11 protein-coding genes are annotated in these 13401 nt (G+C 68.5%); 9 read left to right on the forward strand and 2 right to left on the reverse strand.

Translation table 11 applies throughout. The features are described from left to right. Positions 1–2: 2 nt before the first annotated feature. The 5 genes from KDK82_RS20065 to KDK82_RS20085 all read left to right on the forward strand — a co-directional run bounded on the left by KDK82_RS20065 (position 3) and on the right by KDK82_RS20085 (position 5975). The gene (locus KDK82_RS20065) at positions 3–752 is read left to right on the forward strand and encodes a GntR family transcriptional regulator (protein WP_012203211.1); all 750 of its coding nucleotides are present in this window, start codon (positions 3–5) and stop codon (positions 750–752) included. 162 nt (positions 753–914) lie between these two features. Beyond that, positions 915–1958 (forward strand): putative 2-aminoethylphosphonate ABC transporter substrate-binding protein, encoded by a 1044-nt coding sequence (locus KDK82_RS20070; protein ID WP_088166016.1) that lies wholly within the window; start codon positions 915–917, stop codon positions 1956–1958. 14 nt (positions 1959–1972) lie between these two features. Beyond that, positions 1973–3046, forward strand: a complete 1074-nt coding sequence (locus KDK82_RS20075; protein ID WP_063327309.1) for an ABC transporter ATP-binding protein — start codon at positions 1973–1975, stop codon at positions 3044–3046. Then, positions 3043–4827 carry a putative 2-aminoethylphosphonate ABC transporter permease subunit gene (locus KDK82_RS20080; RefSeq protein ID WP_088166017.1) on the forward strand — a complete coding sequence of 595 codons (1785 nt, stop codon included), beginning with the start codon at positions 3043–3045 and terminating at the stop codon, positions 4825–4827. The genes KDK82_RS20075 and KDK82_RS20080 overlap by 4 nt, the downstream gene beginning before the upstream one ends. 32 nt (positions 4828–4859) lie before the next feature. Continuing rightward, positions 4860–5975, forward strand: a complete 1116-nt coding sequence (locus KDK82_RS20085; RefSeq protein WP_088166018.1) for a TIGR03364 family FAD-dependent oxidoreductase — start codon at positions 4860–4862, stop codon at positions 5973–5975. Between the two features lie 12 nt (positions 5976–5987). Here the strand turns inward: KDK82_RS20085 and KDK82_RS20090 are convergent, their stop codons facing one another. Next, the gene (locus KDK82_RS20090) at positions 5988–7151 is read right to left on the reverse strand and encodes a zinc ribbon domain-containing protein (protein ID WP_088166019.1); all 1164 of its coding nucleotides are present in this window, start codon (positions 7149–7151) and stop codon (positions 5988–5990) included. Positions 7152–7224: 73 nt separating this feature from the next. After that, positions 7225–8343 carry an SPFH and helix-turn-helix domain-containing protein gene (locus KDK82_RS20095; RefSeq protein ID WP_088166020.1) on the reverse strand — a complete coding sequence of 373 codons (1119 nt, stop codon included), beginning with the start codon at positions 8341–8343 and terminating at the stop codon, positions 7225–7227. A 358-nt stretch (positions 8344–8701) separates the two neighbouring features. On the opposite strand from KDK82_RS20095, the gene glyQ reads away from it, so the two are divergent. From glyQ to KDK82_RS20115, 4 genes are all read left to right on the forward strand, one after another. After that, positions 8702–9640, forward strand: coding sequence for a glycine--tRNA ligase subunit alpha (gene glyQ / locus KDK82_RS20100; RefSeq protein ID WP_012203218.1), 939 nt, complete (start codon positions 8702–8704; stop codon positions 9638–9640). A 34-nt stretch (positions 9641–9674) separates the two neighbouring features. Further along, positions 9675–11786, forward strand: a complete 2112-nt coding sequence (gene glyS, locus KDK82_RS20105) for a glycine--tRNA ligase subunit beta (protein WP_065345368.1) — start codon at positions 9675–9677, stop codon at positions 11784–11786. Between the two features lie 152 nt (positions 11787–11938). After that, positions 11939–12508 carry an HAD-IIIA family hydrolase gene (locus KDK82_RS20110; protein ID WP_013804243.1) on the forward strand — a complete coding sequence of 190 codons (570 nt, stop codon included), beginning with the start codon at positions 11939–11941 and terminating at the stop codon, positions 12506–12508. A gap of 150 nt (positions 12509–12658) precedes the next feature. Beyond that, positions 12659–13399: a 1-acyl-sn-glycerol-3-phosphate acyltransferase gene (locus KDK82_RS20115; protein ID WP_088166021.1), complete on the forward strand. Its 741-nt coding sequence runs from the start codon at positions 12659–12661 to the stop codon at positions 13397–13399. The last annotated feature ends 2 nt before the right edge of the window (positions 13400–13401 follow it).

Below are 13401 nucleotides of genomic sequence, written 5' to 3' on the forward strand. Positions count from 1 at the left end.
CCATGTCCGAGCCGCAGGATGCGCCGGCCACCGGGCCGGCCTTGATCGCCGAGCGTGTCATGCGCTCCATCGTCGAGCGCAAGCTGCGCCCTGGCGAACGCCTGGGCGAAAAGGAACTGGCCGAGGTCTTCGGCGTGAGCCGCACCATGGTGCGCGAGGCGCTGATGCAGCTGCAGGCGCGAGGCTTCGTCGAGGTGCGCTCGCGCCAGGGCTGGTACGTGGTCGAGCCCTCGTTCGAGGAAGCCCAGGAAACCTATGCCGCGCGCCGCGTGCTGGAGTCCGGCATGCTGCGCGACGCGGGCCGGCCGCTGCAGGCGGCCATACGCACGCTGCGCGAGCATGTGGCGCAGGAGCGCGGCGCCATCGCCGAGGCCGACAACGCCGGCCAGCGCAGCGTGCTGCTGGCCGACTTCCACGTCTGCCTGGCCGAGCAGATGGGCAACCGCTTTCTCACGGCCATGATGGCCGACCTGTCGGCGCGCACCACCCTGGTGTCTGCGCTGTACCAGTCGCAGACCGAGGCACAGCACTCCAATGCCGACCACGAGGCCATCGTCGATGCGCTGGCGGCCGGCGACATGGCGCGCGCCGAGCAACTGATGCGCGAGCACATCGACGCGCTGGCCGCGCGGCTGGATGAGAACCTTGCCCACCGCGCGCGCCTGCAGGACCGGCTGCTGGATGCGCTGCAGCCCCAGGCGGCCCAGGCGGCCCAGGCAACGCGCACAGGCAGGGGCAAGCCGCGCGGCTGACGAGACGGGGTGGGCGATGGGTGGGGCACCCAAATCCGCCAATACCCGCTTCGCCAAATTTCCGTTGTGTGACACGGGCGTTTCACCTGCGCTTCCTAAAGTGGGTGTCAGAGGTGGTGAACCTGCCACCTGTCCACGAACCCACAACGGAACTGCCACGCCATGCGCCACACCCTTGCCTCCCTGGGCCGCCGCCTCGCCATTGCCTCTGCGGCGCTGACCGTCGCCTCCTTCGCCACCCTTGTCCACGCGGCCAAGACAGAGCTGCTGGTCTACAGCGCGCTGGAGGCCGACCAGATCAAGGCCTACAAGAGCGGCTTCGAGAAGACCCATCCCGAGATCGAGCTCAAGTTCGTGCGTGACAGCACGGGCATCATCACGGCCCGCCTGCTGGCCGAGAAGGCCAATCCCCAGGCCGACGTGATCTGGGGCGTGGCCGCCACCTCGCTGATGCTGCTGGACAAGCAGGGCATGCTCCAGCCCTACGCGCCCAAGGGCCTGGACAAGGTGCGCGCCAACATGCGCGATCCGCGCGCGCAGCCGACCTGGGTGGGCATGGACCTGTGGTCCTCGGCCATCTGCTTCAACACCGTGGAAGCCGGCAAGCGCAAGCTGCCGGTGCCCGCCAGCTGGGCCGACCTGATCAGGCCCGAGTTCAAGGGCACGATCACCATGCCCCACCCGGCCTCCAGCGGCACGGGCTACCTGATGGTCGCGGCCTGGCTGCAGATCATGGGCGAGGAAAAGGGCTGGGCCTACATGGACGGCCTGCACCAGAACATGGGCGTGTACACGCACAGCGGCTCCAAGCCCTGCCGTCAGGCGGGGGCCGGCGAGTTTCCCGTGGGCCTGAGCTTCGAGTACCGCGCCAGCAAGACCAAGAAGGACGGCGCGCCCATCGACATCGTCTTCCCGCAGGAAGGCCTGGGCTGGGACGTGGAGGCCACGGCCATCCTCAAGACCAGCAGAAAACAGGAAGCCGCCAAGGCGCTGGCCGACTGGGCCGTCACGCCCGAGGCCAACAAGCTGTACGCCGCCAACTTCGCCGTGCTGGCCCTGCCCGAGGCGCAGGAGAAGCTGGAGTTCATTCCTGCCGATCTGGAAAAGCGGTTGGCGAAGAACGATTTCAACTGGGCCGCCGATAACCGCGACCGCATCCTGGCCGAGTGGAGCCGCCGCTACGAAGCCAAGGCAGAGAAAAAGTAAGCCGGAGCCACGCCATGCTGCGCATAGACCATATCGCCAAGCGCTACCGCGAGCAGCAGGTGCTGCGCGGCATTGACCTGAACGTGGAGGCGGGCGAGTTCGTCAGCCTGCTCGGCCCTTCGGGCTGCGGCAAGACCACGCTGCTGCGCATCGTCTGCGGCATCGACATGCCTGACGAGGGCAGGGTGCTGTTCCAGGGCGATGACATCACGCGCTGGCCGGCCGCACGCCGTGGCTTTGGCGTGGTGTTCCAGAGCTATGCGCTGTTTCCCAATCTCACGGCCGCGCAGAACGTGGCCTTCGGGCTGAACGGGCAGCCTGCGGCGCAGGCGCGCGAGCGTGTGGCCGAGATGCTGTCCCTGGTGGGCCTGGGCGCGCAGGCCCAGCGCTACCCGGCCCAGCTGTCGGGCGGCCAGCAGCAGCGCGTGGCCCTGGCCCGTGCGCTGGCGCCCCGGCCGCGCCTGCTGCTGCTCGACGAGCCGCTGTCCGCGCTGGACGCCCAGGTTCGCACCGAGCTGCGCAGCGAGATCCGCCAGTTGCAGCGCCAGCTGGGTATTGCCTCCATCATGGTCACGCACGACCAGGAAGAGGCCTTGTCCATGGCCGACCGCGTGGTGCTCATGCACCAGGGCCGCATCGAGCAGCAGGGCTCGCCCGAGCAGCTCTATGCCCGGCCCGTGAGCCAGTTCGCGGCCGGCTTCGTGGGCCGCATGAACCTGCTGCCGGCCACGGCCGAATCGGCGGACCAGGTGCGCATCGGCGAGGCCAGCCTGCGCTGCGCGCTGGCCGGTTTCGAGCCTGGCGCTGCCCTGCTGGTGGGCGTGCGGCCCGAGAGCGTGGTGCTGCACCCGGCCCAGCCCACGGCATTGGCCAACCTGTTCCGCGCCCGCGTGGTGGAGACCTCCTTCCTGGGATCGATGGCCCTGGTGCGCCTGTTCAGCCCCACGCTGCAATGCCAGGTGGACGCCCAGTGGCCCCTGCGCCACGACGTGGGCCTGCCCGACTGGCTGCAGGGCGAGGTGCTGATGGAGCTACCCGCCGCTGCGCTGCAGCCGCTGGCGGCGCCCGATGCGAGGAAGGCCGCATGAGCGCGCATCCCATGGACACGGCCATTTCCGTGCCTGTGCCCGTGCCCGTGCCCGTGCCGGTGGACCGCTCCGTTCCCGCCCGCCGCAGCGCACCTGCAGGACCTGTGCGTCCGCGCGAGCGCAGCGCAGGCTGGGAGCGCTGGTGGCTTGGCGCCCTGGTGCTGGGCGCGCTGGCCTGGCTGCTGGCCACCATCGCCCTGCCGGTCGCCAGCCTGCTGGGCAGGAGTTTCTGGGACGATGCGGGCCGCTTCACGGGCCTGGCCCAGTTCATCACCTATGCGCGCATGCCGGGCGTGGCGCAATCGCTGTTCAACAGCCTGTGGCTGTCGGCCGTGAGCAGCACGGTCTGCGTGCTGCTGGCCTATGTCTACGCCTATGGCGTGGTGCGCAGCTGCATGCCGCTGGCGCGCTGGTTCCGGGGCCTGGCCCTGGTGCCGTTGCTGGCGCCCTCGCTGCTCATGGCCATCAGCCTGATCTACCTGTTCGGCAGCCAGGGCCTGCTCAAGGGCTGGCTGCAGGGTGGCTCGGCCTACGGTCCCTTCGGCATCATCGTAGGCTCGGTGCTCTGGACCTTTCCGCATGCGCTGATGATCCTGTGCACCACGCTGGCCTCGGGCGATGCGCGCCTGTACGAGGCGGCCGCCACGCTGGGCGCCAGCCGTTGGCGCAGCTTTCGCCAGGTCACGCTGCCGGCCAGCCGCTACGGGCTGATGATTTCCTGGATCGTGGTCTTCGTGCTCGTGGTGACCGACTTCGGCGTGCCCAAGGTCATTGGCGGCAACACGGCCATGCTGGCTACCGATATCTACAAGCAGGTCATCGGCCAGCAAAAGCTGTCCATGGGTGCCGTGGTGGCCATGCTGCTGTTGGTGCCGGCCGGCCTGGCCTTTGCGGCAGAGCGCCATTTGCGTGCGCGGCAGGCGGCGACCATGGGCGTGCGCTCCGTGCCGCTGGTGCCCCAGCCCCATGCGCCGCTGGACCGCGCGTTGCTTGCGTACTGCGCGCTGGTGGCGCTGGCGCTGCTGGCCGTCATGGGCACGGCCGTGCTGGCCTCCCTGGTCAGCTACTGGCCCTACAACCTCACGCTGACATTCAAGAACTACCGCTTCGACATGATGGACGGCGGCGGCTGGGCCAGCTATGGCAACTCGCTGTCCATGGCGCTGGCCACGGCGGTGGTGGGGGCGGTGCTGAGTTTTGTGACCGCCTACCTGGTGGCCAAGCCCCAGCGCTGGGCACGCACGCGCCAGTGGCTGCATGCCGTGGCCACGCTGCCCATGGCCGTGCCGGGGCTGGCGCTGGGCCTGGGCTACATCCTGTTCTTCAATGCCCAGGGCAATCCGCTGCATTTTCTGTACGGCAGCATGGCCATCCTGGTGCTGTGTTCGGTGGCGCATTTCTTCTCGGTGGCGCACATCACGCAACTGGCCGCGCTGCAGCAGCTCGATGCCGAATACGAGCGCGTGGCCGATTCCCTGGGCGTGGCCTTCTGGACGCTGCTGTGGCGCGTGCACCTGCCGGTGTGCATGCCCGTAGTGATGCAGGTGGCCGGTTACTTCTTCGTCAACGCCATGACCACGGTGTCGGCCGTGGTGTTCCTCTACTCGCCCGAGACCACGCTGGCCTCGGTGGCCGTGCTGGCCATGGACGACGCGGGCGACACCGCGCCGGCCGCCGCCATGGCCACGCTGATCTTTGCCACCGCCGCCACGGGCCGGCTGCTGATCGCGGCGCTGGATGCCTGGGTGCAGCGGCGCACGCAGCGCTGGCGCCAGTGCTGATTCCTTCTCTCTTCCTCCCTCCGTTTTTTCCCATGAAGAACTACGACCTGATCGTGGTGGGGGCCGGCATTGTCGGCCTGGCCCACGCCTATGCGGCTGCGCGCCGTGGCCGCAGCGTGCTTGTCATCGAGCGCGACGCGGCCTGCATCTCCGCCTCCATCCGCAACTTCGGCTTTGTGACCATCACGGGGCAGCAGGCCGGTGCCCACTGGCGGCGTGCCATGCGCTCGCGCGACACCTGGGCCGAGATAGCGCCGCAGGCCGGCATCGAGGTCGTGCACCGCGGCCTGTGGCTGACGGCGCGCCGCCCCAGCGCCGAGGCTGTGCTCCATGCCTTCCTGAGCACGGCGATGGGCGAGCGCTGCGAGCTGCTCACGCCGGCCCAGGCCGCCGAGCGCCATCCTGCACTGCGTACCGAGGATTTGTCCGCCGTGCTCTACAGCCCGCATGAACTGCGCGTGGAGTCGCGCACGGCCATTGCCCGGCTGGCGCAGTGGCTGGAGCAAGCCATGGGCGTGGATTTCCGCTTTGGCGAGGCCGTGCTCGACGTGGCCGCGCCCCGGGTGCGTAGCACGCGCGCCAGCTACCACGGCGAACGCGTGGTGGTCTGCAACAACGCCGACCCGGGCGGCCTGTTCGCCGGCCTGTGGGCGCCGCACCGCATCCAGCTGTGCCAGCTGCAGATGCTGCGCGTGCGGCCGCAGCCGGGCTTTCGGCTCAAGGGCTCGGTCATGGGTGACCTGAGCATGGTCAGATACGAGGGCTACAGCGCCCTGCCCGAAGCTGCCGCGCTGCGCGCCGAGCTGGAGCGGGAGGAGGGCGAGAGCCTGGCCCACGGCATCCACCTGATCGCCGTGCAAAGCGCGGACGGCAGCCTGGTGGTGGGCGATTCCCACCACTACGGCGCAGCGCCCCAGCCCTTTGCCAGCGAAGCCGTGGACCGGCTGATGCTGCGCCACATGAACGAGGCCCTGAACCTGCGCGATGCGCAGGTGGTGGAGCGCTGGGTGGGCGTCTACCCGAGTGCGCAGGACGCGCCCTGCGTGGTGCATGCGCCCGACGAGGCCACGCGCGTGGTGGCGGTCACCGGAGGTTCCGGCGCGAGCACCGCCTTCGGGCTTGCCGAAGAGGTCTGGAGCGCGTGGTGAGCGGCAGCCGGCCTACTTGCCGAACATCACCCACAGCAGCGCCAGCACCATGATCGTGGCCAGCACGGCCAGCGTGATCTTGAGGGCGCTGTAGGGGCGCTCGCCCGCGATCTGACCGGTGTAGCCGTTGGCGATGATCTGGAAGGTCTTGCTGCCGTAGGTGTAGCCCACCAGCCAGACCGGCACGAGGATGTGCTTGAAGGTGCGGCCCTGGTACTCGCGCTGCATCTGCAGGTTGCGGTAGGTGTCGCCGGGCACCTGGCGCGCGCACAGGGCGCGCAGCTGCTCGTCCATGTCCTGCACGTTGACCTGGGCGGCCTTGCCCAGGTCGATCTGGTAGCGCTCCACCGTCCAGCCGCGCACGAATTCCGGCGTGTAGGGCTTGAGGTCGGTGGTCGTGGGAAAGGGCTCCACCTGGCGCAGCAGGTTGGCGTGCACGCCCACGGTGCCGGGCACCAGTTCGTCGTCGAAGAAATGAGCGAGGCTGCCCGAGGCCGGCTCCCAGCGTACATGGCGCACCTGGCGCGTCTGCACGTTGCCGTTGCTGTCGCGGTAGGACTCGGTGGTGTAGTAGTAGAAGCCCGCCTCGGCCTGCCAGTCGGCGCTGGCGTGGGCGTCGAAGGTCCAGTAGGGCAGGTAGACGCCGTGCAGCGTGTCGGTCAGCGCGGCGGACTTCAGGCGGTTGGGCGCGAACCAGCGGCTGCCATACCACTGGCGGATGCGGTCGCGGATCTGGCCGTCGCTGATCTTGAAGGGCAGGATGCTCTGCGGCGTGATGGCATCGCCCTGGTCCTCATGGGCGACGATGGAGGGCGAGCCACAGAAGTCGCAGCGCTGGGCCACGGTGCGGTTCACGAAGACCGAGATGGCACGGCAGTTCTGGCACTGGACCTCGTAGCGGTCCTCCGTGCCCCAGCCCCGGCCGGACTTTGGGTTGCGCAGCGCCTCGGCCAGGTCCTGCTCGACCACATCGCGGCCCAGTTCCTCGCTCCAGGGCACCGTGGTGCCGCAGTACGGGCACTTGAGCGCCTGGGCCTGGGCATTCCATTCGAGGTTGGCGCCGCATTCGGGGCAGGGGTGCTTGCGCACCATGGCGGGCGCGGCGGCTGCGGCCTCCCAGGAACCGGAGGCGGGGGAAGTCGAGGTGCTGGAGGAACTGGAGGAGGGCGCGCTCACGGCATCGGTCCTGGAAAACGGGACGCGGCGCCAGGCAGGGCCTGGCGCCGCAAAGGGTCAAACCACGGAAATGTCAGCCGCGCAGGAAGTCATCGAGTGCGGCTTGCGCAATGCGCCACTGGCTGCCGATCTGGCGCGCCTTGAGGTTGCCGGCCTGGATCTCGGCCAGCACATCGGCCTCGCTCACACCCAGCACCTGGGCCGCCTGGGCCGGGGTCAGCACCTGCAGTCCACCTGCGGCGGGCGCTGCGGGGGCCTGGGCCGCCTGTGCGGCAGCGGGCGAGAACGGATCGGACGCCTGGCCATGGCCGGCCGGTGCGCCACCGGCACCGCCGCCGCTTTGCATGCTCTTCATCATCTCCTGCGCCATGCCGAAGCCCATGGCCATGGTGGCGGGCAGGGTGGCTGCGGCAGCACCTTCGCCGCCCGTGGTCATGGCCTGGCCCATCTGGTATTTGACGTAGTCGTTGAGGTTGCCGATGGCCGTCATGCTGGAGCGCTTGTCGATGGCCTGCTCCACCTCGGGCGGCACGGACACGTTCTCCAGCACGAAGCTGGTGATCTCCAGGCCGTACTTGTCCGTCATGGCCGGGTTGATCAGCGGCAGCAGCGCATCGCCCAGCTCGCCATAGCGCTGGGCCACGTCCAGCACGGGCACCTGGGCCTTGGCCAGCGACTCGGTGAACACGCTGATGATGCGCGAGCGCATGGTGTCGGCGAACTCATCGATACGGAAGTTCTGGTCCGTGCCTGCCACTTCCTTGAGGAACTTGGCCGGCTCGACGATGCGGAAGTCGTAGGTGCCGAAGGCGCGCAGGCGCACGGCGCCGAAGTCCTTGTCGCGCACCATCACGGGGTTGGAGGTGCCCCACTTGTTGCCCGTGAACAGGCGCGTGTTGATGAAGTAGACATCGCACTTGAACGGCGAGTTGAAGCCGTACTTCCAGCCCTGGATGGTGGACAGGATGGGAATGTTCTGCGTGGTCAGCGTGTGCTTGCCGGGGCTGAATAGGTCGGCGTATTGGCCGGCCGAGACGAACTGCACCTGCTGCGACTCGCGCACGATGAGCTGGGCGCCGTTCTTGATTTCCTTGTCGTCATCGGGCCAGCGGTAGGAGAGCGTGTCGCGCGAGTCATCGGTCCACTCGATGATCTCTATCAGTTGCTTGGTGATGATGTTCATCAGGTTCATGGCAGGCTCCGGGGCGGTGGTGGTCCACGACAAAAAAGGTCAATGGGCCATTCTAGGGGGCGTGCATGGCGGCGTGGCGATCGGCCACCGGCCGCTGCCCTGGTGAATTGTCAAAAAATGATCCTGCCGGGCCTTGCAAGGCCTGTTTCCAGGCGGTCACGCGCCATGGCCTTTGCCTGTATGCACTGCGTGCTCCGTTTTTTGATGCAGATCGCGTGGCGGCGCTGCCGGCGTGGGGCCGCAGGCCGGCAGCACGGCGCAGGGCCGGGCGGCGCCTTAAAATCGTCGTTTGCGCGGCGCGAGCCGCCTCTCATTCACCGGCGCGGCCCCGGCCTGCGTGCGACGCCTGAAACAAGTCATGCTCACTTTCCAACAAATCATCCTCAAGCTGCAGTCCTACTGGGCCGACCAGGGCTGCGCGCTGCTCCAGCCCTATGACATGGAAGTGGGCGCGGGCACCTCGCACACCGCCACCTTCCTGCGCGCCCTGGGCCCCGAGCCCTGGAAGGCCGCCTACGTGCAGCCCAGCCGCCGCCCCAAGGACGGCCGCTATGGCGACAACCCCAACCGCCTGCAGCACTACTACCAGTTCCAGGTGGTGCTCAAGCCCGCGCCCGACAACATCCTGGAGCTGTACCTGGGCTCGCTCGAAGCCCTGGGCTTCGATCTGAAGAAGAACGACATCCGCTTCGTCGAGGACGACTGGGAGAACCCCACGCTGGGCGCCTGGGGCCTTGGCTGGGAAGTCTGGCTCAACGGCATGGAGGTGACGCAGTTCACCTACTTTCAGCAGGTCGGCGGCATCGACTGCAAGCCCGCCACGGGCGAGATCACCTACGGCCTGGAGCGCCTGGCCATGTACCTGCAGGGCGTGGACAACGTCTACAACCTGACCTGGACCGACGGCCTGAGCTACGGCGACGTCTACCACCAAAACGAGGTGGAGCAGTCCACCTACAACTTCGAGCATTCGGACGCCGACTTCCTGTTCACTGCCTTCGGCGCCTACGAAAAGCAGGCCAACCACCTGATCGGCGAACAGCTGGCGCTGCCGGCTTACGAGCAGGTGCTCAAGGCCGCCCACACCTTCAACCTGCTCGATGCGCGCGGCGCCATCAGCGTGACGGAGCGTGCCGCCTACATCGGCCGCATCCGCAACCTGGCCCGCGCCGTGGCCAAGGCCTATATGGACAGCCGTGCACGCCTGGGCTTCCCCATGGCGCCCAAGGCCCATGCCGACGAAGTGCTGGCCGAGCTGGCCAAGGCCGCCGAACAACAGGGCAAGAAGGCCGCCTGAGGCGGACACCGCTGCACCGAGAGAACACCAGACCATGAACGCATCGAATCTTCTTGTTGAACTGTTTGTCGAAGAGCTGCCCCCGAAGGCGCTGCAAAAGCTGGGCGACGCCTTTGCCGGCGTGCTGTTCGAGCAGCTCAAGGCCCAGGGCCTGCTGGCCTCCAGCGAAGCGCGCCTGACGGCCTATGCCTCGCCGCGCCGCCTGGCCGCCCACATCACCGAAGTCCTGCCCCAGGCCGAGGACAAGGCCGTGTCGCAAAAGCTCATGCCCGTCTCCGTGGGCCTGGACGCCGACGGCAAGCCCACGCCCGCCCTGATCAAGAAGCTGGCCGCCCTGGGTGCCGGCGAAGAAGCCGTTGCCGGCCTGACCCGCCAGGGCGAAGGCAAGGCCGAAGCCCTGTTCCACGCCTCCACCGTGCGCGGCGTGATGCTGGCCGATGGCGTGCAAAAGGCGCTGGACGAAGCCATTGCCAAGCTGCCCATCCCCAAGGTCATGCGCTACCAGCTGGCCGACGGCTGGAGCAGCGTCCATTTCGTGCGCCCGGCCCACGGCCTGGTGGTGCTGCACGGCACCGAGGTGCTGATCGGCGTCAAGGCCCTGGGCCTGACGGCGGGCACGGCCACGCATGGACACCGCTTCGAGGCGGCGGTCGATCCCGTGGTCATCCGCTCCGCCGATGACTACGCCGCGCAGCTGCGCGAGGAAGGCGCCGTCATTGCCAGCTTCGCCGAGCGCCGTGCCGAGATCGCGCGCCAGCTGCAGGCCGCTGCCGAGCGCGTGGGCGGCGGTGTCCGTCCCATCGAGGACGAGGCCCTGCTGGACGAAGTCACGGCCCTGGTCGAGCGCCCCAATGTGCTGGTCTGCGAGTTCGAGAAGGAATTCCTCGACGTGCCGCAGGAATGCCTGATCCTCACCATGAAGGCCAACCAGAAGTACTTCCCGCTGCTGGACGCCGCCGGCAAGCTGACCCACCAGTTCCTGGTGGTCAGCAACATCAGCCCCCAGGATGCCAGCGCCGTCATCGGCGGCAACGAACGCGTGGTGCGCCCGCGCCTGGCCGACGCCAAGTTCTTCTTCGACCAGGACCGCAAGAAGACCCTGGCCTCGCGCGTGGACGGGCTGGGCAAGGTGGTCTACCACAACAAGCTCGGCACCCAGGGCGAGCGCGTGGAGCGCGTGCGCTCCATCGCCAAGAGCATTGCCCGCCAGCTGGGCGACACGGGCCTGGCCCAGCAGGCCGATCTGGCCGCGCAACTGGCCAAGACCGACCTCGTGACCGACATGGTGGGCGAGTTCCCCGAGCTGCAGGGCACCATGGGCCGTTACTACGCGCTCAACGACGGCCTGGACGTGGCCGTGGCCGATGCCATCGAGGACCACTACAAGCCCCGCTTTGCGGGCGACGAACTGCCGCGCGGCAACGCCGGCGTGGTCGTGGCCCTGGCCGACAAGCTGGAAACCCTGGTCGGCATGTTCGGCATCGGCAACCTGCCCACGGGCGACCGCGACCCGTTCGCGCTGCGCCGCCATGCGCTGGGCGTGATCCGCATGCTGGTCGAGAAGGACCTGGCGCTGGACCTGGAAACCCTGCTGGTCAGCGTGCTGCCTGCCTTCGGCGACAAGATCGAGGACGCCACGCCCCAGCTGGCCGACTTCATCTACGACCGCCTGGCCGGCAACCTGCGCGAGCAGGGCTTCTCGGCCCAGGAAGTGGACTCCGTGCTGGCCCTGCGCCCGCAGCGCCTGTCCGACGTGCAAAAGCGCCTGGAAGCCGTGCGCGCCTTCGGCGAGCTGCCCGAGGCACCGGCCCTGGCCGCCGCCAACAAGCGCGTGGGCAACATCCTCAAGAAGGCCGACCAGGCCGTGCAGGCCCAGGTCGACGCGGCCGTGCTGGCCGAGGTGGCCGAGAAGGACCTGTACGCCGCCCTGCAATCGGTGGCGCCCAAGGCGCAGCAGCAGTTTGCTGCCGGCGACTACACGGCCAGCCTGCAGACCCTGGCCGCGCTGCGCGCCCCGGTCGATGCCTTCTTCGAGCATGTGATGGTCAACGCCGAGGACCCGGCGCTCAAGGCCAACCGCCTGGGCCTGCTGGCCACGTTGCACGAAGCCATGAACCGCGTGGCGGACCTTTCGCGACTGGCGTAAATGGAGCACCCCCTGAGGCGCTTCGCGCCTTCCCCCTCTCTACTTGCTTCGCAAGGGAGGGGGACGACACCCTCGGTGCGGGGCGGCCCTTCCTCGGTGTCCCTCGTCTTGGGACGCGCGCAATTGAGTTCTGACATTCTTGGGACCCGACCATGAAAATTGCGATCCTGGACCGTGACGGAACCCTCAACCAGATCGGTGAGGAGGGCTTCATCGGCTCGGCCGAAGCCTGGAAGGCCCAGCGCGGGGCGCTGGAAGCCGTGGCGCGCCTGAACCGGGCGGGCTGGCATGTGGTGGTCGCCACCAACCAGCCGGGCCTGGGCCGGGGCCTTTTCGACGTGACCGAGCTCAATGCCGTGCACGCGCGCATGCACCGCGAAATGGCGGCGGCAGGCGCGCGCGTCGATGCGGTTTTCTACTGCCCCCATGCCCCGGACGAGGAATGCCATTGCCGCAAGCCCGGCACGGCGCTGTTCGAGCAGATTGCCGAGCGCTTCGGCGTCGAGGGGCACCAGCTGTGGGTGGTCGGCTCCTGCGTGGCCCACCTGCAGGCCGGCGCCGCCATGGGCGCGCGCCTGCACCTGGTCTGCACGGGCGCCAGCGCCGGAGTGTCTCTGGACGGGGCGCTGCCGCCCGGACTGCCGCCCGGCACCCAGCGCCATGCCAGCCTGGCCGCGCTGGCCGATGCGCTGGTTCCGGCAGATGCCGCACCCGCTCCCTGAACGCCTGAACGCCCGAACGGCGCTTTGCCCATGCGCCGCCGGCCTGCCGTCCTGCGCACAATGCTATCTTTGTGAATTCCGATTCCTGAGGGCGCAAGGCCCGGGCCTGCCGCCCGGCCGCCGCGCCGCTTTCTGCACCACACTGCCGCCATGTCCCTGATCCGCTCCACCCTCCACATGCTCTGGATGGGCATCACCGTGATCCCCTACACCCTGGCCGTGCTGCTCACGCGCTGGCTGGGCGGCGGGCCGCGCCGCGTCTATGCCGTGGCGCGCGCCTGGCTCAAGCTGTCGGTGGACAGCGCCCGCGTCATCATGGGCGTGCGCCACCGCGTGCAGGGCATGGAGAACCTGCCCACCGACCCCAAGCAGGGCGTGGTGCTGCTGGTCAAGCACCAGTCCACCTACGAGACCTTCCTCATGCCGGCGATCATGCCGCGCCCGCTGGCCTATGTGTTCAAGAAGGAGCTGCTCATGGTGCCCTTCTTCGGCTGGTCCATCGGCAGCATGGACATGATCCACATCGACCGCAAGCACGGCTCGCGCGCCTTCCACAAGGTGGTCGAGCAGGGCAAGCGCCTGTTGGGCCAGGGCACCTGGGTGATCATGTTTCCCGAAGGCACGCGCATCCCGCGCGGCGAACGCGGCGAGTACAAGACCGGCGCCACGCGCCTGGCCATCATGACCGGCGTGCCCGTCGTGCCCGTGGCCGTCACCTCGGCCAAGTGCTGGCCGCGCAAGGCCTTCATCAAGACGCCGGGCGTGGTGGATGTCTCCATCGGCAAGCCCATTCCTTCCGTGGGCCGCAAGCACGAGGAGCTGATGGTGGAAGTCGAAAACTGGATCGAGGCCGAAATGCAGCGCCTCGACCCCGAGGCCTACCGCGCCTGAGG

The organism is Delftia sp. K82 (assembly GCF_002193035.1).
GTDB lineage: Bacteria > Pseudomonadota > Gammaproteobacteria > Burkholderiales > Burkholderiaceae_C > Comamonas > Comamonas acidovorans.

What these genes read in the sequence shown, in the direction of transcription:
- KDK82_RS20065 (WP_012203211.1), top strand. Translation starts at nt 3, where the DNA reads ATGTCCGAGCCGCAGGATGCGCCGGCCACCGGGCCGGCCTTGATCGCC.
- KDK82_RS20070 (WP_088166016.1), top strand. Translation starts at nt 915, where the DNA reads ATGCGCCACACCCTTGCCTCCCTGGGCCGCCGCCTCGCCATTGCCTCT.
- KDK82_RS20080 (WP_088166017.1), top strand. Translation starts at nt 3,043, where the DNA reads ATGAGCGCGCATCCCATGGACACGGCCATTTCCGTGCCTGTGCCCGTG.
- KDK82_RS20110 (WP_013804243.1), top strand. Translation starts at nt 11,939, where the DNA reads ATGAAAATTGCGATCCTGGACCGTGACGGAACCCTCAACCAGATCGGT.
- KDK82_RS20095 (WP_088166020.1), bottom strand. Translation starts at nt 8,343, where the DNA reads ATGAACCTGATGAACATCATCACCAAGCAACTGATAGAGATCATCGAG.
- KDK82_RS20085 (WP_088166018.1), top strand. Translation starts at nt 4,860, where the DNA reads ATGAAGAACTACGACCTGATCGTGGTGGGGGCCGGCATTGTCGGCCTG.
- glyS (WP_065345368.1), top strand. Translation starts at nt 9,675, where the DNA reads ATGAACGCATCGAATCTTCTTGTTGAACTGTTTGTCGAAGAGCTGCCC.
- KDK82_RS20075 (WP_063327309.1), top strand. Translation starts at nt 1,973, where the DNA reads ATGCTGCGCATAGACCATATCGCCAAGCGCTACCGCGAGCAGCAGGTG.
- glyQ (WP_012203218.1), top strand. Translation starts at nt 8,702, where the DNA reads ATGCTCACTTTCCAACAAATCATCCTCAAGCTGCAGTCCTACTGGGCC.
- KDK82_RS20115 (WP_088166021.1), top strand. Translation starts at nt 12,659, where the DNA reads ATGTCCCTGATCCGCTCCACCCTCCACATGCTCTGGATGGGCATCACC.